Genomic DNA, 23,045 nt, shown 5'->3' on the forward strand with positions numbered 1-23,045 from the left:
CGGTTGGTGCGCTTCGGGGCTCGGCTGCGAACGGCCGCGCCCCGGAGCACCCGGAACGTCAGAAGTTCTGCTCCGAGGTGTGGCGGAGGAACTTCGAAGAGTTCAGTCGCCGACCTTGTCAGCAGCCTTGTCGGCGGCCTTCGCGGACTTGGTGGCCGTCTTCTTCGCGGCGGTCGACGTGGACTTGGTCGCGGTGCGGGTGCGCGTCGCGGCCTTCTTCGCCGTGGTGCTGGTGCCCTTGGCGGCGGAGGTGGTGCGCTTGGCGGAGCCGGCGACGGCCTTCTTGGCCTTCTCGGTGTCCACGTCCACGTCCACGTCCACCGAGTCGGCGACGGCGTCGGCGGCCTTGACGGCCTCCTTGCGACCAATGGTCAGCGTGCGCTTGGCGGACGCCTCGACGTCCGAGACGGCCTTGCGGACGGTCGTGACCAGGCCCTTGCCGAGCGCGACGGTGGCCTCGGCCTGACCGACGAGGTCCTGGGTGGCCTTCTGCTTGCGCACGCGGGTGACCAGGTCCTCGCCGCGCTTGGTGAGGTCGCTGTAGTAGCCCTGGACCTCGGCCGGAGCGGCCTTGACGCGGGCCTGGACCTTCTTCGGCTCGAGCTCGGCACCGAGGGCAGAGATCTGGGTGGTGTAGCCGCGGAAGGTCTCGACGGCGAGGTCGGTCGCGCCGACGGTCGCGTAGGTCTGGCCGGTGACGACCTTCTTGACGGTGTTGGTGACGCTCATGGGTTTCTCCTTGGTGTGGACTTCGAGTTCTTCGAGCCCGACGCCTTCGGCGAGCCCTTCGTACGGGCCGACGACGAGGTGCCGCCGCCCTGGGTGGAGGCCGCCCGGGAGGCCGAGGCCTTCGGGGTGGCCGACGTCTTCGCAGTGGTCTTCTTCTTCGCAGTGGTCTTCGTGGCCTGCTTCGCATCCGACCTCGAGGACGTGGTCCTCGTGGCGGAGGAGGACGAAGCGGATCCCTTCGGGGTGGAGTCCTTCGTCCGGCCCCGGTCGGCGCCGACGAAGGACTCGTAGATCTCCAGCAGGGTCTGCCGCTGCCGCGCCGTGAGCGCCGGGTCCGACCGGATCGCCGAGCGGGTGTTGTCCCCGGCCTCGGCACCCGCGTCCTTGGGGTCGAGCAGACCGGCCTGGACGTAGAGGGTCTCGGCGGAGATCGACAGGCCCTTGGCGATCTGCTGCAGGATGTCGGCGCTCGGGCGCTTCACACCCCGCTCGATCTGCGACAGGTAGGGGTTGGAGACCCCGGCCAGCGCAGAGAGCTGCCGCACGGAGAGCTTCGCGAGCAGACGCTGCTCGCGAAGGTACTCACCCAGGTGGTTCCCCAGGTTGCCCGGCAGTGCGTCGAGCGGGTTCTTGGACATGCCTCAAGTATGCTTGCTCCAGTTAGCAGGTGCAAGCCAGAGATAGCACACGTGAGCGACGTCTCACACCCACACTCAGCTGACTACGCTCCTGCTCCACCACACGGGCAGCGGCCCACGAGATGGAGCAGGAGCGTAGTCGCGAGACCTTGCCCCACCGCCCCGCCGCGGACGGTCAGGTCAGCGGGCGACGATCTGCGTCTGCGCGGCAGCGATGTCCCCGTCGACGAGCAGGTCGGCCTCGGCGTCGGTGTTGCGCTTGAGCACCGCGAGCGCGATCGGGCCGTCCTCGTGGTGGCGGGCACGCGAGGTGATCCGGCCGACGACCTTCTCCCCCAAGCGGATCTCGGCTCCGGCGTCCGGCAGGACGTGCCCCGAGCCGTCGAGGTGGAGGAAGGCGATCCGGCGCGGCGGGCGACCCAGGTTGTGCACCCTCGCGATCGTCTCCTGACCGCGGTAACAGCCCTTGTGCAGGTGCACGGCGGTGCGCAGCCAGTCGAGCTCGTGGGCGATCGTGCGGTGGTCGGTATCGGCTCCCAGACGCGGACGCCAGGCCGCGACCCGCAGGGCCTCTGCGGCCCAGGTCCCGGCGAGCTCGCGGTCGCCGACGGCGGCGGTCATCTCCTCGACCGGCACGATGACCTCCCGCCAGCGCCGATCCCGACCGGGGTGCTCCTCTGGCTGCGGGCCGTACGTCGCGGTGTCCCCGACCACCCGCGGCCACGGGTCCAACCACGTCGGCGGCTCCCCTTCGACGCCCTCGCGGTCCACGCACTCGCCGAGGACGGCGTAACGGTCGCTGACGTCCTCGACCTCGACCCGGAGCATGAAGCGCATCGAGTCCAGCCAAGCGGCCAGGTCCGAGGAGGTGCCCGGCTCGAGCGACAGCCAGGTCCGCTCACCGTCGTCGACGACGTGCAGCGCGTGCTCGACGTGGCCCTTGGGGGTCAGCACGAGCGACTCCGCGGAGGTGCGCGGCGGCAGATCGGTCAACTGTTGGGAGGTCAGCGTGTGCAGCCAGGACAGCCGGTCCGGACCGGAGACGGTCACGACCCCTCGGTGGGAGAGATCGACGACGGCGAGGCCCTCGGCGAGCAGCCGCTGCTCGCGCATCGGGTCGCCGTAGTGGGCGGCGACGCCCGCGTCGAGTCCTTCGCCGGAGACGGCGCCGGGCGCCTGGAGCAGTGGTGAGGCAGTCATGCCCCTCCTTCGGTGTCGGTGTCGCCGGCGCACTCGGCGCAGCGACCGTGGATGGCCATGTGGGTCAGGTCGGCGACGAAGCCGGTCGCGCCGCGCACGGCGTCGGCGAAGGGAGTCGCCAGATCCGGGTCGACCTCGATCACGCGCCCGCAACCGCGACAGCGCAGATGGAGATGACCGTGCCCTCCCGCCCGGTGGTAGGTCGGCGCACGGTGGTCGAGGTGCGTGTGCTCGACGAGGCCGACCTCCTCGAGGGCGTCGAGGGTCCGGTAGATGGTCGACGGAGGCAACTCGGGCCCTCCGTCGGCCGCCACGAGGACCGCGACGGCATCGGGGGTCAGGTGCGAGCGCCGGGTCAGGGCACCCAGCACGCGCCGTCGCTGCTCGGTCATGCGCAGCCCGTGGCGGCGCAGTACCTCACCCGGATCGTCCATACCCCCAATCTACGGGCTCGATGCGGGCGCGGGCAGGGGCCTTCGGCCCGTGCCCCGTCGCCACCCGCCGAGCTCCTGCACCCTTCAGCCTTCTTCCGGTCGGCAGCCGTACTCTGTGCCCATGCTCGAAGACTTCGATGACGCCGCGGACACCTCGCACGCTCCGCGGCGCCGGCGCCGGCGGATGGGCCGGGCCGGCCGTGTGGGCGTCACGCTGATCGCCCTCGTCGTGCTCCTGTGCGTCGGCGTCGGCGGGTACGGGTGGTTCATCAGCAGCAAGGTCGACCACGGCCTCACCCACGAGAAGCTCCTCGGCGACTCCAAGGACGACACGACGACGACCAAGGGCAAGGACCTCGTCGACGACGCGGGAGAGAACTACCTGATCATCGGCTCCGATGCCCGACCGGGCGAGACCTCCAGCCGGGCCGACGTCATCCAGCTGGTTCACGTCGACGAGGACCACGAGAACGTCTGGATCATCCACTTCCCCCGCGACCTGTACGTACCGATCCCCGGCCACGGCGAGGACAAGATCAACGCCGCCTACGCCTTCGGCCAGGCGCCGCTGCTCGTGCGGACCGTCCAGGACCTCGTCGGGGTCAAGATCAACCACGTCGCCAAGACCGACTTCGAGGGATTCAAGCAGTTGACCGATGCCCTCGGCGGCGTGACGGTCGACAATCCCCAGCCCGGCCCGGACTACCCGGCCGGCGAGGTCGCCCTCGACGGGACGCAGGCGCTGGACTTCGTCCGCGAGCGCAAGCAGTTGAAGGAGGGCGACATCTCCCGCGGTCAGCGCCAGCAGGCCTGGCTCAAGGCGATCATGCGCGAGACCCTCGACCCCCAGGTGCTGCTCAACCCCAGCCGTCTGAACGACGTCATCGAGGCCGGTACGGAGCACACGGTCGTCGACGACGAGCTCACCGGCGGGGTCATCCGCAGCGAGGCGATCAAGATGCGCTCGGTGCGCGGCGACAACATCCGCTTCATCACCGCGCCCTTCAGCGGCTACGGGACGACCGCCGAGGGTGCGTCCATCGACATCCTCGACGAGCAGGGGATGGCCGCGCTCAGCGACGCCCTGCGCACCGACGACCTCGCCGGCTACGCCGAGTCCGCCGAGTAGGCCCCGGAACGCGTCACTCGACAGGGCCTGACGGCGTTACACGCGCCCGTGTCCCGAAATACCGAGTGACAGGCGTGCACAACGCCGTCAGGTCCGCCGGGTGAGCGGGCGCCACACCGGGTCAGCACACGCCACTCACTCGACGCGCTTGAGCTCCGCGGACAGGTGGCTGGTCATCGGCTGGCCGACTGCGGCCATGTCCATGACCCACATGAGGTTGGAGTTGACCAAGCCGTACATCCGCTCGGCGGCCGCGTACTCCTTGGCGTGGGGGCTGCGGATGACGCCGTCGGTGGCCATCTCGATCCGGCCCGGCTCGATGCTGCCGCAGTACATCTCGACGAAGCCGGTCGGGTGGGTCAGCAGCAGCTCGACCTCGCCCTCGCCGCCGGGACGCCAGAAGCCGAGCTCGGTGCCGGCCGGGCGCACCTTCTCCCCCTGCTCGTCGAGGATCCACGAGCGGCTCTCCCAGCGCAGGAAGGGACGCTCGTCGTGGCTGACGATGATCTCCTGGCCGAAGTTGGCCGACTCGATCGTCGGGTAGCCCAGGACGCCGGCACCCTCCCAGCGGCCGACGAGCCAGGCGAGGGGGGCGATGTCCGGGTGGATCGTGGGATCGAGAGTGAACACCCGTCCATCGTAGGCGCCCGGGTCAGCCGAGTGGCAGTCGCGAGATCAGATGCAGCAGCGGGCCGACGAGGAGCACCGAGGCCACGCCGGAGGTGACCCCGCCGAGGGCCCCGTCCACGGCGCTCTGCTGAGACAGCGCCCGGCGCAGGGACAGCGCGACGCCGGCCCCGAGGACGCCGACGAGAGCGGCCCACGGCTCGAGCCGGGCGTCGAGGACCCAGTGGGCGGCCACACCCGCGATCCCGCCGACGAGCATGCCGATGGGCAGCATCCACCTCACGAGCCGACCGCGCTCGGTGGCCAGATCGACCAGGCCTGCCACCGCGAGCGCGATCCCGGCGATGACGACCGGGCTCGCGCTGTGGGGCACGGTGCTGGTCAGGACGGCGCCGCAGGAGATGACCAGGATGCCCGGGGCCGTCCCGGCCAGCCCGCGGGCGAGATCGGCCCGCGCCGAGGCCTGGACGAGCGGGTGCAGGCACATCGCGATGATCCCGGCCGCGACGGCGGCGGGGACCTGCTCGAGGAGGGGCTCCTCCCCCTTCGCCAGCAAGGCGGCTCCGAGCGCCAACGTCGTGACCGCGAGGACCACGGAGGAGCCCACGGGCGTCGGCGAGTCGACCAGCCGCGGCCAGCCGACGGCGACCACGAGCCCGGCGAGCACGACCACGGCGATCTCCAGGGCGCGCAGACCGCTCGCGGCGGACCCGGCCAGCACCAGGGCGCTGACGACGACCCCGGCGATGACGAGGGGACGCGGGCGGGGGACCGGCGCACCACGGTCGGCCACGCGTTCGGCAGCACGCTGGGCGTGCCGCGCAGCGCGCGTTGTCGGCTCGTTCGATGCGGAGGTGGTCACGACGCAGAGGGTATCTGGCCACGGACGCCCTATTCTTGGGGGCAATGGCCCGACTCCTGCTCCTGACGCACGACCCGGCGCCCGGCGACCGGGTCGTGCCGGGACTCGGCCTGCTCGGGCACGAGGTGCGCCCGCTGCCTCCTCATGCATCGGTCCTGCTGGACTCCCCCGACGCCGACGTCGTGCTCGTCGACGCCCGCCACCACCTGGCGCAGGCGCGCGCCCTGTGCCGGGTCATCCGCGCGACCGGGACCTCCCGGCCGGTCATCGCCGTGCTCACCGAGGGTGGCCTGGCCGCGGTCAACGCCGACTGGGCCGTCGAGGACGTCCTGCTCGAGAGCGCCGGCCCGGCCGAGATCGAGGCACGGCTGCGCCTGGTGACGAGCCGCCTCGTCGGGCCCGACGAGGAGGACGGCCGTATCGTCGCCGGTGACCTCACCATCGACGAGGCGAGCTACTCGGCCCGACTCGGGTCGCAGGTGCTCAACCTCACGTACAAGGAGTTCGAGTTGCTCAAGCACCTCGCCCAGCACCCCGGACGGGTCTTCACCCGCGATCAGCTCCTCCACGAGGTGTGGGGCTACGACTACTACGGCGGTGCCCGCACCGTCGACGTCCACGTGCGGCGACTGCGGGCCAAGCTCGGCAGCGAGCACGAGAAGCTCATCGGCACCGTGCGCAACGTCGGCTACCGCTTCGTCCTCACCCGCGACGAGGGCGTCGGGGCCACCGAAGGAGCGGGGGTGCCGGCATGACGACGGCGGTCACCCCCTTCGCCCGGCTCGATCCCGACCTGCTCACCTCGGTGCGCGCGGCGGCCGAGGAGGCCACCTCCGCCGACGGCGTCGCGCCGCTGAGCGAGGCCTTCCTGCTCGGCCTGCCCCGCGAGGGCGAGCACCTCGTGGCCACCGACGAAGGGGGCCTGGCCGGGTACGCGCAGATCGCCGACGACGGCTCGGTCGAGGCCTTCGTCGTCCCGTCCGCCCGGGCGAAGGGGGTCGGCACCGCCGTGTTGGCCGCTGTCCTGAAGCACCGTCCCGACGCCCGGCCGTGGGCACACGGCGACCTCCCCGGGTCCCGGGCGCTCGCCGCGTCGCTGGACCTGGCGCCCGTGCGCGAGCTGCTCGTGCTCTCCCGGCCGGTCGTCGACGGCGACGAGGTCGACCCGGAACTGCCGGAGGGCTTCGCCCACCGGACCTTCGAGCCCGGTCGCGACGACGACGCGCTGCTGGCGGTCAACGCCGCTGCCTTCGCCACCCACCCCGAGCAGGGCGATCTCGACACCGCCGGGCTGACCGAGCGGATGGAGCAGCCGTGGTTCGAGGCCGAGGGGCTGATCCTGCTGGAAGGCACAGCGGACGGCTCCGTGGCCGAGCACGGCCTCGCCGGGTTCCACTGGACCAAGGTCGACCCACCGGACGGCGACGTCGGCGAGGTCTACGTCGTCGGTGTGCGCCCGGACCTGCACGGGCGCGGTCTCGGCGGGCCGCTCACCGGGCTCGGGCTCGCCCACCTGGCCCGACGCGGTGTGCGCGAGGTCGAGTTGTACGTCGAGGGCGACAACCACCCTGCCCTGGCGACCTATCGCCGAGCCGGCTTCGAGCGCAAGGCAGTCCACGTCATGTATTCACGCGGGGTTCACCACACCGTGGAATGATGTCCGACATGTCCGACAGGTCCGCCGCCCAGGCCTCGCACGAGGACACCGAGCGCCGCCCCGGCACCGCCCACACCGGTGACGTGACGATCTCGTCGGCATCCCCGGCCGCGACTGCACAGTTGCGCCCTCGCGCGGCCAACGGGCGCTTCGTGCGGACCACCGGCACCCAGGACGAGGACGCCGACGACCTGCCGGGTGACCGCTTCCTCGACCGCGAGATCAGCTGGCTGCAGTTCAACGAACGGGTGCTCCAGCTCGCTGCGGACGAGAGCGTCCCGCTGCTCGAACGGGCCCGGTTCCTCGCGATCTTCGCGAGCAACCTCGACGAGTTCTTCATGGTCCGGGTCGCCGGACTCAAGCGCCGCATCGCCACCGGCATCGCGGTGCGCAGTTCCTCGGGCCTCGAGCCGCGCGAGGTGCTGGAGCAGGTCGCCCGGATCGCCCACGACCTCACCGGGATGCAGACCCGGATCTTCGAGGAGGGCGTGCGTCCGGCCCTGGAGGACGAGGGCATCAGCATCGTGCGCTGGGACGCCATCGAGCAGGTGGAGAAGGAACGCCTCGAGGAGATGTTCCTCAACCGGATCTACCCGGTGCTCACGCCGCTGGCCGTCGACCCGGCCCACCCCTTCCCCTACATCTCGGGGCTCTCGCTCAACCTCGCCGTGATCCTCATCAACCCCAAGACGGGCAAGGAGCACTTCGCGAGGATCAAGATGCCGCCCTCGCTCCCGCGTTTCCTGCAGGTGCGGCGGGCGAGCGCGACGGTGACCTCGGACCTCTTCGAAGCCCGCTTCGTCCCGCTCGAGGACGTCATCGCGGCCCACCTCGACGAGCTCTTCCCCGGTATGGAGGTCCACGAGCACTACTCCTTCCGGGTCACCCGCAACGAGGACGTCGAGGTCGAGGAGGACGACGCCGAGAACCTCCTGGCCGCGCTGGAGAAGGAGCTGACCCGCCGCCGCTTCGGCCCGCCGGTGCGCCTCGAGGTCGAGCGCGACCTGGACGACCACGTCATGGAGCTGCTCAGCCGCGAGATCGGGGTGACCGAGGACGAGATCTACCGGCTCCCGGGTCCGCTCGATCTGCGGGGGCTGAACGAGATCGCGGACATCGACCGGACCGACCTGCACTTCGCCCCCTTCGTCGCCGGCACCAGCGCCGACCTCGCCCCGGCGGAATCGTCCAAGGCGGCCGACCTCTTCGGCCGGATCGCCCGGCAGGACGTGCTGTTGCAGCACCCCTACGACTCCTTCTCCACTTCCGTGCAGGCCTTCATCGAGCAGGCGGCCGCCGACCCGTACGTCCTGGCGATCAAGCAGACGCTCTACCGCACCTCCGGCGACAGCCCGATCGTCGATGCCCTCATCGACGCGGCAGAGGCGGGCAAGCAGGTCCTGGCGGTCGTCGAGATCAAGGCGCGCTTCGACGAGCAGAACAACATCGGATGGGCCCGCAAGCTCGAGCACGCGGGCGTCCACGTCGTCTACGGCACCGTCGGTCTGAAGACGCACGCCAAGCTCGCGCTCGTCGTGCGCCAGGAGGCCGACGGGCTGCAGCGCTACTGCCACATCGGTACCGGCAACTACAACCCCAAGACCGCGCGCCTCTACGAGGACCTGGGGTTGCTCACCGCCGACCCCGAGGTCGGCCAGGACCTCACCCGGCTGTTCAACCAGCTCTCCGGCGTCGCGCCGCGCACGAAGTACAAGCGCCTGCTGGTGGCGCCGCGCACGGCCCGCGACGGGCTGCTCGAGCGTATCGGGAAGCAGGTCGAGCGGCAGGAACGCTCGGGGGACGGCTACGTCGGCATCAAGGTCAACTCCCTCGTCGACGAGGCGACCATCGACGCCCTCTACCGTGCCGGCCGCGCCGGGGTCCACATCGACATCTGGGTCCGCGGCATCTGCACCATCCGTCCCGGCATCGTCGGGCTGAGCGAGAACATCCACGTGCACTCCGTGCTCGGACGCTTCCTCGAGCACTCCCGGATCTTCCTCTTCGGCCGTGGCAAGGACCGCGAGGCGTGGATCGGCAGCGCCGACCTGATGCACCGCAACCTCGACCGACGCGTCGAGGCGCTGGTCAAGGTGGTCGACCCGCGCCACGTCGAGCAGCTCCACGACCTGCTCGAGCGGGCGATGTCCGGCGACTACACGCACTGGTCGCTTGCCGGCGACGGTCGCTGGACCCGGATCCACCAGGGGGAGGACGGCCAGCCCCTCCCCGACATCCAGGCGGCATTGATCGCGATGCACGCCAAGCGTCGCCGCAAGGCACGGCGCTGACGTGGCAGTGACCGTCCTGGCCGCGGGATCCCTGCCGTGGCGACGCCGTCGGGGCCGCCTCGAGGTCGCTCTCGTCCACCGTCCCCGCTACGACGACTGGTCCTGGGCCAAGGGCAAGCTCGATCCCGGCGAGGCCTTCCCCGCTGCCGCCGCACGCGAGACCCTCGAGGAGACCGGTCTGCGCGTGCGCCTGGGCCACCCCCTGCCGACGACGACGTACACCATCGCCCAGCGCGGCACTCCCGCCGTGAAGGAAGTGCGGTACTGGGCCGCAGAGGTGACCGGCGGGGACGGTGGGCTCGTCCACGAGGTCGACGAGGTCGTCTGGCTCGAGGTCGAGGTGGCTGCCGACCGGCTCAGCTACGCACACGACCGTGCCCAGCTCCAGGAGCTCGTCGCCGTCGACCGCCGGGGGACGCTGTCGACGTGGCCGCTGGCGATCGTGCGCCACGCCAAGGCGCGCTCCCGCTCGAAGTGGCAGCGCGAGGACGCACTGCGGCCCCTCGACGACGCGGGTCGCGCGCAGGCACAGGACCTCGTCCCCGTGCTCGGCGCCTATGGCATCAGCCGTCTGGTCACCAGTCCCTCCACCCGGGCCAACGACACCCTCGCTCCCTACGCGACCGCCAGCGGTGGCCGCCTGCGGTCCAAGCCGGGACTGTCCGAGGAGGGCCACACGCAGCACCCGGGCAAGGCCCGTCACCACGTCGAGCAGCTCCTCGAGCGCGGTGTCCCCGCCGCCGTCTGCAGCCACGGTCCCGTCCTGCCCGACCTCGTGGCCTGCCTCCTGCAGCGGGTCGACCCCACCTTCGCCCCCGGGCTCGTGGCCCGCTCCGTGGCCGAGGACGTCCTCGACCACGGGATGGCGAAGGGGGAGGTGCTGCTCGCACACGTCATCGGCACCGGCGAGGACGCCCGGGTCATCGCGGTCGAGCGCCACCACCCCCGCGACCGGGCCTGACTGCAGCCACCCGTCACGACCCGTCCACCCCTACCGCCGTCACGCCGGTCGCCCGGCTGCACCACGCAGTGTGCAGGTGCACTTCACCCGCTGTTCACCAAGGGGGGTCCGTCCGGTCACCCTCGCCGCCTAGTTTTTCTCGTGTACGACCACGGCGGTCGCGGCGGGAGAACCCGTCGTGCATCGTGGCCATCCCTCCAGAGAGGTCTGACAGACGTGATTCGTTCCACCCGCAGCCGCAAGGGCCTGACCGCGACTGCTGCCCTGGCACTCTCCCTGAGCCTCGCCGCCTGTGGCGCAGCCAACGAGTCGGCGGCGACCGCCGACTCGGGCAACGGCAGCCCGGGCGCCTCCGGGACACTCTCCGGCGCCGGCGCCTCCTCGCAGGCCGCCGCCGTCGATGCCTGGAAGAACGGCTTCCTGCGGGCCAACCCTGACGCCACGGTCAACTACGACCCGGTCGGCTCCGGTGGTGGCCGGGAGCAGTTCGTCTCCGGCGCCGTGCCGTGGGCCGGCTCGGACGCCTACCTCAGCGACGGTGAGCTGACGAAGGCGCAGGAGCGCTGCGGCGGCGAGGGCAACCTCATCGAGATCCCCGCCTACATCTCACCGATCGCCGTGCCCTACAACGTCAAGGGCATCCAGGACCTGCAGCTCTCCCCCGAGACGCTGGCCAAGATCTTCGACCAGCAGATCACGACCTGGGACGACGGGGCCATCGCCAAGGACAATCCCGACGCGGACCTGCCGTCGACGCCGGTCACGGTCGTCAACCGCTCCGACGAGTCGGGCACCACCGAGAACTTCGTCGACTACCTCTCCGTGGCCGCCGGCGACGCCTGGCCGCACGAGGTCTCCGGTGACTGGCCGGTGTCCGGCGGCACCGCCGCCAAGGGCACCACGGGCGTGGTCCAGTCCGTCGAGGCCACTGATGGCGCCATCGGCTACTCCGACGTCTCGCAGATCGGTGACCTCCCGGCCACGAAGGTCAAGGTCGGCCAGGACTGGGTCGGCCCGAGCGCCGAGGCGGCCGCCAAGATCATCGAGGCCTCTTCCCAGGTCGAGGGCCGCGGCGAGTTCGACCACGCCACGCAGATCGAGCGCAACACCACCGAGGCGGGTACCTACCCGATCGTGCTGGCGTCCTACGAGCTGGCCTGCGCCCAGTACGACGACGCCGAGACCGCCGACCTCGTCAAGGCGTGGCTGACCCACGTCACCAGCGACGAGGGCCAGCAGGCCTCCGCGAAGACGGCCGGTTCGGCCCCGATCAGCGCGGCCACGCAGGAGAAGGCCACCGCTGCCATCGAGGCGATCTCTGCCAAGTGATGCACTGACGGCCATTGGCGGTTCATGATCGCCCCTAGCGATCGTGAACCGCCGCAGCCGTGCCCGTCCCCCTTCACCCAGGAGTCCCACTCGTGAGCTCAGTCCCCCAAGCTCCCGGCGACACCGGTTTCACCAGCACCAGGAGACGCCCCGGCGACGCGATCTTCGCCGGTCTCTCCCTGTCGGCCGGCGTGACCATCCTCGTCGTGCTCTTCCTCGTCGCAGCGTTCCTGCTGTGGCAGGCGATGCCCGCCCTCACCGCCGCACCCGAGGAGGTGCGTGGCGGGCAGGGCCTCGTCCACTACATCGCCCCCCTGCTCTTCGGCACGGTCGTCTCCTCGGCCATTGCCCTGATCGTCGGCACCCCGCTGGCGATCGGCATCGCGCTGTTCATCTCGCACTACGCCCCCCGCCGGCTCGCGGCGCTGCTCGGCTACGTCATCGACCTGCTCGCCGCCGTGCCCTCGGTCATCTTCGGCCTGTGGGGCTTCTACGTCTTCGGCCCGTGGATGATGCCGACACAGCAGGGGTTGATCGAGTACCTCGGGTTCATCCCACTCTTCGGTGGGCCCGCCAGCCCGAAGTCGATCCTGGTCACCGGCCTGGTCCTGGCCATCATGATCCTGCCGATCATGACCGCCGTGAACCGTGAGGTCTTCCTCCAGGCGCCGCGCCTGCACGAGGAGGCCTCGCTGGCCCTCGGTGCCACCCGGTGGGAGATGATCCAGCAGGCGGTCATCCCCTTCGCCAAGTCCGGCATCATCTCCGGTGCGATGCTCGGTCTTGGCCGGGCGCTCGGCGAGACGATGGCCGTGGCCATCATCCTGTCGGCCTCCGCCCGCTTCACCCCGGTGATCACCAGCTCGGCCAATCCCGGCACCATCGCCGGCGACATCGCGCTGCAGTTCCCGGAGTCGAGTGGCATGGACGTCAACACCCTCGTCACGAGCGGTCTGGTGCTGTTCTTCCTCACCCTTCTGGTCAACATGTTCGCCCGCTGGATCGTCTCCCGGCGTTCCGAGTTCTCGGGGGCCAACTGATGACCGCGACCAACACCCGGGCCCCGGCACCGGACCGGGCCCCCGGCACTCGACCGGGCAGCACCCGTGGCCACACCACGTTGACCGACGCGACCCGCTGGGCCGTGCTCGCCGCCTCCCTCGTCCTGGGCATCCTCATCACGACGCTGGCGTGGGGATGGAATGCCATCGCCGCCGGGGCCGTCAGCGCGGTGCTCTACCTCGTCGGGATCTACACGATCTCCCGGTTCGTCGAGGGCCACCGCCATGCCGTTGACCGGGTGGTCACCGGGGTCGTCACGACGATGTTCCTCATCGCCCTCCTGCCGCTGGTGTCGGTCGTGTGGGAGGTCACCTCGATGGGCCTCGAGCGCTTCGACGCCCAGTTCTTCACGTGGTCGATGCGCGGCGTCATGGGTGAGGGCGGCGGCGCCTACCACGCGATCATGGGCACGCTGATCATCACCGGCCTGACCACGCTGATCTCCGTCCCGATCGGGATCTTCGCCGCGATCTACCTCGTGGAGTACAGCAACAGGAACGCGCTGTCGAAGGCCCTGACCTTCTTCGTCGACGTCATGACGGGCATCCCCTCGATCGTCGCCGGTCTCTTCGCGATCGCGCTGTTCACCCTCTTCTTCGGTCCGGGCGTACGCATGGGCATCATCGGCGCGGTCGCGCTGACGGTGCTGATGATCCCCGTCGTGGTCCGCAGCACCGAGGAGATGCTGCGCCTGGTGCCCAACGAGCTGCGCGAGGCCAGCTACGCACTCGGCGTGCCGAAGTGGCTGACGGTCGTCAAGGTCGTCCTGCCGACCGCGATCGCCGGCATCGCCACGGGGGTCACCCTGGCGATCGCCCGCGTCATCGGTGAGACGGCTCCGTTGCTGGTCACCGTCGGCACGACGGACTCGATGAACCTCAATCCCTTTGACGGGCGCATGCAGACACTGCCGATCTTCGCCTACTACAGCTACGCGACGCCCGGCATCCCCAAGGAGCCGTACTTCGCGCGGATGTGGGCTGCTGCCCTGACGCTCATCCTGATCGTCATGGCGCTGAACATCATCGCCCGCCTCATCTCCAAGTTCTTCGCCCCCAAGACCGGTCGCTGACCCGAGCAGACCAGATCAAGGAAAGCTGACGTGTCCAAGCGCATCGACGTGACGAACCTCGACATCTACTACAGCGACTTCCTCGCCGTGAAGGATGTCTCGGTCACCATCGAGCCCCGCACGGTGACCGCCCTCATCGGCCCCTCGGGCTGCGGCAAGTCCACCTTCCTGCGGGCCCTGAACCGCATGCACGAGGTGATCCCGGGAGCCCGCGTCGAGGGCCAGGTGGTCCTCGACGGGGAGGACATGTACGCGAAGGGGGTCGACCCGGTGCTCGTGCGCCGCAAGGTCGGCATGGTCTTCCAGAAGCCCAACCCCTTCCCGACGATGTCCATCCGGGAGAACGTCCTTGCCGGTGTCAAGCTGAACAACAAGCGGATCAAGCGCTCGGACGCCGACGACCTCGCCGAGTCCAGCCTCCGCGGCGCCAACCTGTGGAACGAGGTCAAGGACCGGCTCGACAAGCCCGGATCCGGGCTCTCCGGCGGCCAGCAGCAGCGCCTGTGCATCGCCCGCACGATCGCCGTGGAGCCGGAGGTCGTCCTCATGGACGAGCCGTGCTCAGCGCTCGACCCGATCTCCACGCTGGCGATCGAGGACCTGATCGAGCAGCTGAAGGAGAGCTACACGATCGTCATCGTCACGCACAACATGCAGCAGGCTGCCCGCTGCTCGGACCGGACCGGGTTCTTCAACATCGAGGGCACCGGCAAGCCCGGTCAGCTCGTGGAGTTCGACGACACCGGGCGGATCTTCAACAACCCAGGCCAGAAGGCCACCGAGGACTACATCTCGGGGCGCTTCGGCTGAGTCAGGCTCCCCCCGGGGGGACGGGGGAAGACGACGGCCGGTGGACCCGCAGGGGTCCACCGGCCGTTCGTCGTGACAAGCGTGGGTCAGAAGCCGAAGAAGATCGGCGTGAGGATCCACATGAAGATCGCGGCGCTGAGCCCCGCCCCGGGGAAGGTGAAGATCCAGGCGCCAACGATGTTCTTGGCCACGCCCCACCGGACGGCCTTGAGTGACTTCGTCGAACCGACGCCCATGATCGCGGAGGTGATGGCATGGGTCGTCGAGATCGGTGCCCGCAGCGCCGTCGCGACGTAGAGGATCGAAGCGGCGGTGACCTCGGCGGCGAATCCCTGCGGCGGGTCGAGGTGGATGATCCCGCGTCCCAGGGTGCGCATGATCCGCCACCCACCGGCGTAGGTGCCCATCGAGATCACGACGGCGGACATCACGAGAACCCACAGCGGGATGCTCTGGTCACCGCCGTCCTGGTAGCCGGCGACAGTCAGGGCGAGTACGACGACACCGGCCGTCTTGGCGGCGTCCTGCATGCCGTGGCCGAAGGCCATCGCGGCGGCCGAGGCGGTCTGGGCATAGCGGAAGCCCCGCTTGGTGCGCCCCGGGTTGGCGTTGTGGAAGAGCCTGAGGATCAGGCGCATCACGAGGTACCCGACGATGATGCCGACGATCGGCGACAGCAGCATCGGGATGATGACCTTGTCGAAGATGCCCATCCACTGCACGCCGGCACCCGCTGCCAGCGCCGCGCCACCGAGGCCGCCGATGAGGGCGTGCGATGAGGAGGACGGCAGCCCGAGCCACCAGGTGAGCAGGTTCCACCCGATGGCCCCGATCAGGGCGGCCGCGCAGAGCACGAGACCGAGCTGCCCGTCGGGCGCATCGATGATGCCCTGCCCGACGGTCTTGGCCACCTTGGCCCCGAAGAAGGCACCGAAGAGGTTCGCCACGGCGGCCATGGCCAGGGCGGCCCGCGGGGTCAGCGCCCGGGTGGAGACTGACGTGGCAATCGCGTTCGCCGCGTCATGGAAGCCGTTGGTGTAGTTGAAGCCCATCGCCAGGAGGGTGACGAGGGCGACCGGAATCCACTCCACGTCGGTCAGGCTTCCTTGATGGCGATGCCCTCGACGCGGTGGGCCACGTTCTCGAAGGCGTCGGCAGCCATCTCAAGGCGCTCGATGATGTCCTTGTGCTTGATCACCTCGATGGGGTCACTCACGGCGCCGCCGAAGAGGTCGCGGAGCAGGCCGCGGTAGATCGCATCGCCTTCGTTCTCCAGACGGTTGATCTCCACCCAGTAGTCCTTGAGTTCCTTCATCGTCGCCAACCGCGGCATGGCCTCGGCGGTCAGCTCGGCCATCCGCACGATGACCTCCATCTGGGCGGTGATCTCGGGCATGAGGCCGTTCATCCGGTACAGGACCACGGTCTGACCGACGGACTCGATGTGGTCGGTGCAGTCGTCGAGGGCAGCGGCCAGCTCCACGATGTCGCTGTGGTCGAAGGGGGTGACGAAGCTGGAGTTCACCTTGTGGATGATCGCGTGGGTCGCCTCGTCGGCCTCGTGCTCGATGTCCTTGAGCTGGGGTGCCAACTCCTCGCGCTCCTGGGCGCTCGTCCCCAACATCTGGGTGAGCATCTCGGCCGCGGCCACGGCGTGGCGGGCGCTGTCGGCGAGGAGTTGGTAGAAGCTGTCATCTCGGGATTTTGCTCGGAAGAAGCCCACTCGGTCTTGTCTCCAGGTCCAGGGGAGGGTCACGCTGTCGGGCCCAGCCTAGAACCGTCGGGCCACTTCTTCGCCATCGGGAGTTCACCGCAGGTCAAAGAGTGCGCCGGGCCGGGAGCGCCTCACGGCGCACGGCCGCTCGTAGCGGCGTTTTTTGGGACCCGGGGCTGCCGCGACCCGGCGCACTCACCCACCCTAACGGCGACCAAGGTCACGTTTGTTCCGCAGCGGCCCGGCGATCGTCGTCCGCAGGTTCGTCAGTCCAGGTGGCCGCTGCGCCACAGCCGCGCACTGGCCTCGAGGTTCTCGGCGGTTCCGATCATCGCCGAGGCGGCGGAGACGTTGCCGTCCTCCAGGTGCGCCCGGCCGGTCGCGATCACCCGGCAGAAGGCGGCGGCCCGCTCCAGGGCGATCGCCAGGTCCCCGTCGAAGACCCCGGAGAGGATCCGGTCGGACAGCTGGCGCATCTCGTCGACGCCCGGTGGCTCGACGACGCCGGCGATGACGTGGCTGACGGGGGCGGCGGTCATGCCGGAGCCATACTCCCGGGCAGCCTCAACCGGCTGGCGCTGGACCCACTCGCGCAGCAGGTACATCCGCCACAGCGCGCCCGGCAGGCTGCGCGCCGGCCGGTCGGACCACAGGTGGGCCAGGGTGTCGATGCCCAGCTCGTCGACGAGGCGCACGAGCCGGTCGGTCGTCGCCGGGTCGGCTCCGCAGCGCCCGGCCTCGACGACGGTCACCGCGGCCGCGTGGGCGGCCTCGGCCGCCTCGGCGGGGTCGGGGAGCGTGCCGCCGTACGCCTCCATGGCGTCCGGGCCGAAGTGGAGGGGGCGCCGCGGCCGGCCGGGGTCGCCCACGGCTCAGCGCCGCTGCTGCCGGTTGAGCAGTGCGCGCACGAGCGTGACCGCCTCGGACTGCGACAGCTCGGTGCGCGAGGTCTCCCAGGAGGCGTGCAGCAGGCGGCGCATCTCGGAGTTGGCCCAGAGGTGCTTGCCGCCGAGGTTCTCGGCGGCATCGCGCAGGGCCGCCGGCACGTCGCCGTCCGGCGCGAGCTCGGCGATGCCCCAGCCGTCTGCCGTGGCCGCGTCGAGCGTGCGGCCCCCCAGACCGAAGGAGAGCGCGCGCTGCTGGCCGATGGCCCGGGGCAGCAGCCAGGCCAGACCCGGGTCGGGGGCGCCGGTCCCTCCCTTCGGCGGGACGCGGAAGGAGGCGTCGCCGGAGGAGAAGGCGAGGTCCCCGGCGAGGACGAGCCCGAGGCCGGACCCGGCCGCGAGGCCCTGGACGCCGACGAGGACGAGCTTGGCGGAGGAGTTGAGGAGGGTGAAGAGCTCCTCCAGCGCAGCGGCGAGCTCGAAGACGGCGGTCGTCGGGTCATCCGACTGCTCGGCCTCGCTCGTGTCCGACCCGACGCAGAAGTCGGAGCCGTTGGCGGTCAGCGTCAGGATGTCGACGTAGGGGTCCGCCAGGGCGCGCCGGACCTGCTCGTGCAGCTCGCGTGCCATGTCGAGGTCGAGCGCATTGCCGGCCTCGGGCCGGTCGAGGACGAGTTGGGCCAGGCGGTTGGATGCTTCGTACGTGACTCCCACACCCTGAACCATAGCCACCGTCGCCCCGGACGCGCACGCCCCTGATGCGGCGCCGTCATGGGACATGGCGCACCCCCAGGGGCAGGTCGCTGCCCCGCGCCGCTGCGGTGGCCTGGTGGGTGATCCGACGCAGGCGCTCCTGCGGGTCGATGTCCGGGCACGTGCCGCAGGCGGTGCGGGAGCGGCCGAGCCGGATCAGGCAGCAGACGTGCCGTTCGTGGACCAGGGAGCGCCCGGTGGCCACCTCGACCTCGCGCAGGTCGACGAGCGGGCGGTCCGTCCGCCAGGCCGCAGCCGTCATGAAGCGGTCCGCGAGGTCCGCGAGCTCGCTCTGGCGCTCGGGTGGGGTCCTGCGGTGCAGTGCGGCGAAGGCGCTGGAGCAGGAGGCGGCGATGCACCCGTGGGCGACGCGTTCGGTGATCCGGGATACCTCCCGGACCGCAGCCACGATCGGCCCCAGGTGAGCGGTGATGATCGCGCTGGCGGCATCCTGCGCAGTGCCGATGTGGGTGGCGCCGGTGACCGGGGGCGCGACGCTCAACGTGTGTCCGGACTCGTCGAGCTTGACCCGCCAGGCGCAGTGGTCCATGTCCGGCAGCGTCGAGGTCTGCACCCATGCGCCGATGGCGGCCAGGACGAAGCGGCCGGCGTAGTGCTGTAGCCCGCACGCCCCACCAACGGCGAGATGACGCGTGGACAGGCCGGCGCTGTAGGCGGCAACCAGGTCGGACACGAAGGGGGTCTCGGTCAGCCTGGTGACCGGATGCCAGCCGACGAGGCCGGTCGGTGGATCGAGGTCAGGCGTCAGCGTCAGCGGCGCGCGGGTCGGCGCGCCACGCAAGAGATGAAAGGCGTCCGCCACGTGGGCGGCGCGCAGGGACGATGAGTCCACGCAGCTCCAAGATGCATCAGGGGCCCAAGTCGCGAGGCCCGAACGAATGTCGAGCGAGCCAGCAGGTTTTCGGACTCGGGATCGTCCCGACGGGGCTCCTTCCCGGGCTGGCAGCCCAGTGGTTCATACCCCGTCAGTCACCCTCACCGCTGCGCGACAGTTCCGGATTCGCACCGGATTCCCTTGCACTGGTGTGCGTCTGACTCAGATATGGACCATAGCAGCGGCACCACCCGCCACGACGGATCCATCCGTAGACTGCCTCCGGACCGGCTCGGAAGAAGGGGGCAGCACAGATGCGTGGACGACGCACCCGCGCCGTGGGCGCGCTCGTCGCCACACTGGCCATCTCCCTCGCCGGCTGCTCCCTCCTCGGTGAGGACGCCCCTTCGCCCTCGGGATCGACGTCGGCCACGGCCTCGTCCGGCTCGCCGGAAGGGGACCTGGTCGAGACCTTCGCCCAGCCGGCCGAGGGGCGCGACTGGGTCGTCCTCGTCGAGGACCCGCAGGACAGCGACCGGGTCGCCGACGACCTCAGGCAGGCCGGCCTCGCGCTGACCTCGGTCAATCGTGGCATCGGCATGGTGACGCTGCGCAGCACCGACGACGACGTGCGGACCACGGCCGAGGGCGTCGACGGGGTGGTGCACGCCGCGAGCGACCAGAGCGTCGGGTGGTCCCCCGAGGAGGAACCCACCCCCAGCGCCGAGGACACCTCCCCCGCGACCGGCACGCTGCAACCCCCGCCCCCACCGGAGGGTGGCGACCCCTTCGACGGCTGGTTGTGGGGCATGTCCGAGATCAACGCCGCCCAGGCACGGTCGGTGACGGCCGGGGACCCGGACGTGCGCGTCGGCGTCATCGACACGGGCGTCGACTCGAGCCACCCCGACCTCGTCGACCGCGTGGACGGGGAGCGCTCGCGATCCTTCGTCACCGACATGCCCGGACTGGACGGTGCGTGCGAGCGCGACGGGTGCATCGACCCGGTCGGCAGCGACGACAACGGGCACGGCACCCACGTCGCGGGGACCATCGCCGCCTCGGCCAACGGCATCGGCGTGCAGGGAGTCGCACCGCAGGTCGGCATCGTCGACCTGCGCGCGGGCCAGGACTCCGGCTACTTCTTCCTCGGCCCGGTCGCCAACGCGATCACCGCCGGGGCCGAGCAGGAGCTCGACGTGGTCAACATGAGCTTCTACGTCGACCCCTGGCTCTACTCCTGCCCCGGCGGTGCCCCGGAGGACTCGCCCGCCCAGGCCGCCGCGCAGGACGTGACCATCGAGCTGATGCACCGCGCCCTCGACCTCGCCCACGAGCAGGGCGTCACACTCGTCACGGCAGCCGGCAACAACTCCCGAGACCTCGCCGACCCGGGCATCGACAACACGAGCCCCAACTTCGGCGACACGACGCACGAGCGGACGCTCGACGAGGACTGCCGGCTGCTGCCCCTCGACGGGCCGCACGTCGTCGGCGTCTCCTCGGTCGACGAGGACCTCACGCGCAGCGGCTTCTCCAACTACACGTCCGACCCCGCCTCGGACGACGTCGCGATCGCGGCACCGGGCGGAGCCGGCCCCGAGAGCGGCCTGCCCATCCTCTCCACGGCATCCCGAGACCTGCTGCTGACGCGGGGGGACGTCGACGACGAGGGGCGGGTGACCGTGTCCGGCTCGCAGGAGGGGATCGTGCGCAGCTGCCCCGAGGGCATCGGCGAGACAGAAGCCGACCCGGATGGGCAGTGCGGGCTGTACACGTGGCTGATGGGCACGTCGATGGCCGCTCCGCACGTCAGCGGCACCGCCGCCCTGGTCATCAGCGAGAACGGCGGCACGATGGCTCCGGACGAGGTCGTGCAGACCCTGCGCCGCACCGCCCGCGACCACGAGTGCCCGTCGTTGGGCAGCGACGCGGACGGTGGTGGCACCAGCGCGGTGTGCACCGGCCCCCCGGAGCGCAACGGCTTCTTCGGTGACGGCATCCTCGACGCGGCCGCGGCCGTGCGCTGACCGGACGACCTGAACCGGGGTGGGGCGCCCCCTTCGCCTCAGTCGTCGAGGACGTCCTCTGCGCTGTCCCCGGTGACGTCCTGCGCGTCCGGGTCCTGAAGGTCGAGGCCACCGAGCGGCTCGCTGGACCAGCCGGCGAGCCGCCAACCGGACCGCGGGTCGCCCTCGAGGACACCCATGCCGGTGTTCATGATGCTCAGGTCCGCGGCCGTGTCCCGGGCCAGGCCCGCGGCCACCGTCGCGAAGACGCGGATGGCCGCGCCGTGGCTGAAGAGCGCGACCGTGTCACCGTCGGCGTGCTCGCTCGTGATCGCCTCGACCGCCGAGGTGTAGCGGGTGAGGAAGACACGTCCGCTCTCGCCGCCGCCGAGAACATGATCGAGATCGCCGCGCATCCACCGCACGAGGGCAGCGATGTAGGCCTGGCGGGACTGCTCGTCCGAGCGCAGTTCCAGGGCGCCGGCGGAGATCTCCTGCAGTCCCTCGCGCACCCGGATGTCGACGCCGCGAGCGAGGGCGAGCGGCTCGGCCGTCAACTGGGTGCGCACGAGCGGGGAGGCGTAGACGCCCGAGACCGGTTCGGCCAGGACGTCGGGCACGGCGTGGGCCTGCACGCGGCCCAGCCCGGTCAGGCCGGCCCCCGGGTAGGCGGTGTCGAGCGCTCCCGTGACGTTGTGGGGCGTCTGGCCGTGACGGATGAGGAGGAGTCGCACGGATCGATCGTGCCACGCGCCCCGCGCAGGACACCGTCGCGTCCCCGTGCGCAGAGGTGTCTATGCGGCGCAGGACCCCGTGGACACCGGATCGGTGGCCCGTGCTGCCCGGTCGAGGACCGGCCGGGTCTCCTGGAGCGTGAGGGCGTACCCCGTGTCCCGGTGCGTCTGTGACTTCGCGAAGACCGTACCGACGACCTGACCGGAGGGTGACAGCAGAGGCCCGCCGGAGTTGCCGTGCTCCACGCGGGTGTTGACCGCGTAGACCTGCCGATCGACACCGGGGGTGCCGTCGATGCCGGCGCCTCGTGCGGTGATGAGATCACGGACACGGCCGGCCTCGAGGTCGTAGGGACCACCGAGGGGGAATCCGGCGACCACCACCTCGTCGCCGTGCGACTGCCGCTCACCGGTGGGCAGCGGCGGGGCCGCCAGGTCGGGCACGGCAAGCACGGCGACGTCCCGCCGCGGGTCGAAGGCGACCGTCGTCGCCGGGTAGGTCTCGCCGGTCCCGCCGACCTGGACCGAGGGTTGCTCGACGCCGGCCACGACGTGGGCATTCGTCACGACCCGGTGGGGTGCTCCCACCCACCCGCTGCCGGTCTGCCCGCGGCCACAGCCGGGCGCCGTACCGCTGACCAGCACCACGGAGCCGGCGGCCTGCTCGAGGCCGGGCCCCTTCGTCACCCCCGCCGGCGGCGGCTCGACCGGACGGATCGCCTCGGGCCGCACGCCGGTGAAGACCCGTGGGAACCCGTCGGTGCCCAACGCCCGGTAGACGCCACCGAGCACTCTGTCCGCGGGCGCCGGCATCGCCTGGTCGATCACCTGGATGACCCGCGACCCGGCCACGGGTTGGGCAGCGCCGGGGAAGGCACCCACGACGGCCGAGGCAGCCAGCCACACGACGGTCGCGCCGACGAGGAGGGCCGCGACGGCGCCCAGGAACGAGTCAAGGACCCGGGCTGGACGAAAGCGCACCCATGAGCGCACTCGGAGGCCGACCATCGCGCCGATCGCCTGTCCGAGAGCCGCAGCGATGAGGACGCCGACGACGAGCAGGACACCGCTGCGAAGGGGGTCTCCGCCGGCCAGGTCCGACCGGGTCAGGACCCCGGGAAGTCCCCACAGCGCGAGCAAGCCGCCGGCGAGGAACCCGATGAGGGAGAAGACGCCGGCGACGAGGCCGGTGCGGTACATGCGGACCGCGTAGGCAGCGAGCGCCAGGAGCAGCGCGATGTCCAGGGCGAGCGCTCCGGTCATGGCTGCTCCTCGGGCACGGTGGCAGGGTCCGTCGGTCGGGCCCCGGGCGTGC

At 70.9% G+C, this 23,045-nt stretch carries 23 protein-coding genes and 1 riboswitch; of the genes, 10 read left to right on the plus strand and 13 right to left on the minus strand.

Annotated features, from left to right (window positions below):
* Window positions 1-102: 102 nt before the first annotated feature.
* The 4 genes from BJY20_RS06710 to BJY20_RS06725 form a co-directional block, all read right to left on the minus strand.
* Window positions 103-729, minus strand: a complete 627-nt coding sequence (locus BJY20_RS06710; RefSeq protein WP_185990815.1) for a hypothetical protein — start codon at window positions 727-729, stop codon at window positions 103-105.
* On the minus strand, window positions 726-1,367 hold the full coding sequence (locus tag BJY20_RS06715; RefSeq protein WP_185990816.1) for a helix-turn-helix domain-containing protein: 642 nt from the start codon (window positions 1,365-1,367) through the stop codon (window positions 726-728). The genes BJY20_RS06710 and BJY20_RS06715 overlap by 4 nt, the downstream gene beginning before the upstream one ends.
* 180 nt (window positions 1,368-1,547) lie before the next feature.
* Complete coding sequence (gene ygfZ, locus BJY20_RS06720; protein WP_185990817.1) at window positions 1,548-2,567, minus strand: CAF17-like 4Fe-4S cluster assembly/insertion protein YgfZ; 1,020 nt, start codon at window positions 2,565-2,567, stop codon at window positions 1,548-1,550.
* On the minus strand, window positions 2,564-3,001 hold the full coding sequence (locus BJY20_RS06725; protein WP_185990818.1) for a Fur family transcriptional regulator: 438 nt from the start codon (window positions 2,999-3,001) through the stop codon (window positions 2,564-2,566). Before BJY20_RS06725 ends, ygfZ begins: the two co-directional genes overlap by 4 nt.
* Window positions 3,002-3,122: 121 nt before the next feature.
* Between BJY20_RS06725 and BJY20_RS06730 the strand changes: the two genes are divergently transcribed.
* Window positions 3,123-4,130, plus strand: a complete 1,008-nt coding sequence (locus BJY20_RS06730; RefSeq protein WP_185990819.1) for an LCP family protein — start codon at window positions 3,123-3,125, stop codon at window positions 4,128-4,130.
* A 135-nt stretch (window positions 4,131-4,265) separates the two neighbouring features.
* Here the strand turns inward: BJY20_RS06730 and BJY20_RS06735 are convergent, their stop codons facing one another.
* Both BJY20_RS06735 and BJY20_RS06740 read right to left on the minus strand, forming a co-directional pair.
* Complete coding sequence (locus BJY20_RS06735; protein WP_185990820.1) at window positions 4,266-4,760, minus strand: heme-binding beta-barrel domain-containing protein; 495 nt, start codon at window positions 4,758-4,760, stop codon at window positions 4,266-4,268.
* A 22-nt stretch (window positions 4,761-4,782) separates the two neighbouring features.
* Window positions 4,783-5,619, minus strand: a complete 837-nt coding sequence (locus BJY20_RS06740; RefSeq protein ID WP_185990821.1) for a hypothetical protein — start codon at window positions 5,617-5,619, stop codon at window positions 4,783-4,785.
* A gap of 44 nt (window positions 5,620-5,663) precedes the next feature.
* Here BJY20_RS06740 and BJY20_RS06745 point away from each other — a divergent pair, with 44 nt between their 5' ends.
* From BJY20_RS06745 to pstB, 8 genes are all read left to right on the plus strand, one after another.
* A complete protein-coding gene (locus BJY20_RS06745) occupies window positions 5,664-6,374 on the plus strand; it encodes a winged helix-turn-helix transcriptional regulator (protein ID WP_185990822.1) in 711 nt (236 codons plus the stop codon).
* Complete coding sequence (mshD, locus tag BJY20_RS06750) at window positions 6,371-7,276, plus strand: mycothiol synthase (protein WP_185990823.1); 906 nt, start codon at window positions 6,371-6,373, stop codon at window positions 7,274-7,276. Before BJY20_RS06745 ends, mshD begins: the two co-directional genes overlap by 4 nt.
* Before the next feature lie 8 nt (window positions 7,277-7,284).
* The gene (locus tag BJY20_RS06755) at window positions 7,285-9,567 is read left to right on the plus strand and encodes an RNA degradosome polyphosphate kinase (RefSeq protein ID WP_185990824.1); all 2,283 of its coding nucleotides are present in this window, start codon (window positions 7,285-7,287) and stop codon (window positions 9,565-9,567) included.
* A 1-nt stretch (window position 9,568) separates the two neighbouring features.
* On the plus strand, window positions 9,569-10,528 hold the full coding sequence (locus BJY20_RS06760; RefSeq protein WP_185990825.1) for an NUDIX domain-containing protein: 960 nt from the start codon (window positions 9,569-9,571) through the stop codon (window positions 10,526-10,528).
* 216 nt (window positions 10,529-10,744) lie between these two features.
* Window positions 10,745-11,857 carry a phosphate ABC transporter substrate-binding protein PstS gene (gene pstS, locus BJY20_RS06765; RefSeq protein ID WP_343062802.1) on the plus strand — a complete coding sequence of 371 codons (1,113 nt, stop codon included), beginning with the start codon at window positions 10,745-10,747 and terminating at the stop codon, window positions 11,855-11,857.
* 92 nt (window positions 11,858-11,949) lie between these two features.
* Complete coding sequence (pstC, locus tag BJY20_RS06770) at window positions 11,950-12,897, plus strand: phosphate ABC transporter permease subunit PstC (protein WP_185990826.1); 948 nt, start codon at window positions 11,950-11,952, stop codon at window positions 12,895-12,897.
* Complete coding sequence (gene pstA, locus BJY20_RS06775; RefSeq protein WP_185990827.1) at window positions 12,897-13,991, plus strand: phosphate ABC transporter permease PstA; 1,095 nt, start codon at window positions 12,897-12,899, stop codon at window positions 13,989-13,991. Before pstC ends, pstA begins: the two co-directional genes overlap by 1 nt.
* Window positions 13,992-14,021: 30 nt before the next feature.
* Window positions 14,022-14,801: a phosphate ABC transporter ATP-binding protein PstB gene (pstB, locus tag BJY20_RS06780; protein ID WP_185990828.1), complete on the plus strand. Its 780-nt coding sequence runs from the start codon at window positions 14,022-14,024 to the stop codon at window positions 14,799-14,801.
* Window positions 14,802-14,887: 86 nt separating this feature from the next.
* On the opposite strand, the gene BJY20_RS06785 is transcribed toward pstB, so the two are convergent.
* The 5 genes from BJY20_RS06785 to BJY20_RS06805 all read right to left on the minus strand — a co-directional run bounded on the left by BJY20_RS06785 (window position 14,888) and on the right by BJY20_RS06805 (window position 19,005).
* Window positions 14,888-15,892, minus strand: a complete 1,005-nt coding sequence (locus BJY20_RS06785) for an inorganic phosphate transporter (RefSeq protein WP_343062803.1) — start codon at window positions 15,890-15,892, stop codon at window positions 14,888-14,890.
* 5 nt (window positions 15,893-15,897) lie between these two features.
* Window positions 15,898-16,557 carry a DUF47 domain-containing protein gene (locus BJY20_RS06790; RefSeq protein ID WP_343062804.1) on the minus strand — a complete coding sequence of 220 codons (660 nt, stop codon included), beginning with the start codon at window positions 16,555-16,557 and terminating at the stop codon, window positions 15,898-15,900.
* Window positions 16,558-16,781: 224 nt separating this feature from the next.
* Entirely contained in the window at window positions 16,782-17,384 is a 603-nt protein-coding gene (locus BJY20_RS06795; protein WP_185990829.1) for a hypothetical protein, read from the minus strand.
* 3 nt (window positions 17,385-17,387) lie between these two features.
* Window positions 17,388-18,113, minus strand: coding sequence for an enoyl-CoA hydratase-related protein (locus tag BJY20_RS06800; protein ID WP_185990830.1), 726 nt, complete (start codon window positions 18,111-18,113; stop codon window positions 17,388-17,390).
* Window positions 18,114-18,168: 55 nt separating this feature from the next.
* On the minus strand, window positions 18,169-19,005 hold the full coding sequence (locus tag BJY20_RS06805) for a hypothetical protein (RefSeq protein ID WP_185990831.1): 837 nt from the start codon (window positions 19,003-19,005) through the stop codon (window positions 18,169-18,171).
* Window positions 19,006-19,048: 43 nt separating this feature from the next.
* A riboswitch (cobalamin riboswitch) is annotated at window positions 19,049-19,224 on the minus strand.
* Between the two features lie 77 nt (window positions 19,225-19,301).
* On the opposite strand from BJY20_RS06805, the gene BJY20_RS06810 reads away from it, so the two are divergent.
* A complete protein-coding gene (locus BJY20_RS06810; RefSeq protein ID WP_185990832.1) occupies window positions 19,302-21,017 on the plus strand; it encodes a S8 family serine peptidase in 1,716 nt (571 codons plus the stop codon).
* Window positions 21,018-21,055: 38 nt separating this feature from the next.
* Here BJY20_RS06810 and BJY20_RS06815 read toward each other — a convergent pair whose 3' ends face one another.
* Both BJY20_RS06815 and BJY20_RS06820 read right to left on the minus strand, forming a co-directional pair.
* The gene (locus BJY20_RS06815) at window positions 21,056-21,730 is read right to left on the minus strand and encodes a histidine phosphatase family protein (RefSeq protein WP_185990833.1); all 675 of its coding nucleotides are present in this window, start codon (window positions 21,728-21,730) and stop codon (window positions 21,056-21,058) included.
* 60 nt (window positions 21,731-21,790) lie between these two features.
* The gene (locus BJY20_RS06820) at window positions 21,791-22,993 is read right to left on the minus strand and encodes a MarP family serine protease (RefSeq protein ID WP_185990834.1); all 1,203 of its coding nucleotides are present in this window, start codon (window positions 22,991-22,993) and stop codon (window positions 21,791-21,793) included.
* Between the last annotated feature and the right edge of the window lie 52 nt (window positions 22,994-23,045).

Source organism: Janibacter cremeus, assembly GCF_013409205.1.
In the GTDB taxonomy this organism is placed as follows: Bacteria; Actinomycetota; Actinomycetes; order Actinomycetales; family Dermatophilaceae; genus Janibacter; species Janibacter cremeus.

Coding starts and splice junctions, on each gene's coding strand:
- ygfZ (WP_185990817.1), bottom strand. CDS start 2,567: ATGACTGCCTCACCACTGCTCCAGGCGCCCGGCGCCGTCTCCGGCGAA.
- BJY20_RS06745 (WP_185990822.1), top strand. CDS start 5,664: ATGGCCCGACTCCTGCTCCTGACGCACGACCCGGCGCCCGGCGACCGG.
- BJY20_RS06710 (WP_185990815.1), bottom strand. CDS start 729: ATGAGCGTCACCAACACCGTCAAGAAGGTCGTCACCGGCCAGACCTAC.
- BJY20_RS06715 (WP_185990816.1), bottom strand. CDS start 1,367: ATGTCCAAGAACCCGCTCGACGCACTGCCGGGCAACCTGGGGAACCAC.
- mshD (WP_185990823.1), top strand. CDS start 6,371: ATGACGACGGCGGTCACCCCCTTCGCCCGGCTCGATCCCGACCTGCTC.
- BJY20_RS06725 (WP_185990818.1), bottom strand. CDS start 3,001: ATGGACGATCCGGGTGAGGTACTGCGCCGCCACGGGCTGCGCATGACC.
- BJY20_RS06730 (WP_185990819.1), top strand. CDS start 3,123: ATGCTCGAAGACTTCGATGACGCCGCGGACACCTCGCACGCTCCGCGG.
- pstA (WP_185990827.1), top strand. CDS start 12,897: ATGACCGCGACCAACACCCGGGCCCCGGCACCGGACCGGGCCCCCGGC.
- BJY20_RS06755 (WP_185990824.1), top strand. CDS start 7,285: ATGTCCGACAGGTCCGCCGCCCAGGCCTCGCACGAGGACACCGAGCGC.
- BJY20_RS06810 (WP_185990832.1), top strand. CDS start 19,302: ATGCGTGGACGACGCACCCGCGCCGTGGGCGCGCTCGTCGCCACACTG.
- BJY20_RS06820 (WP_185990834.1), bottom strand. CDS start 22,993: ATGACCGGAGCGCTCGCCCTGGACATCGCGCTGCTCCTGGCGCTCGCT.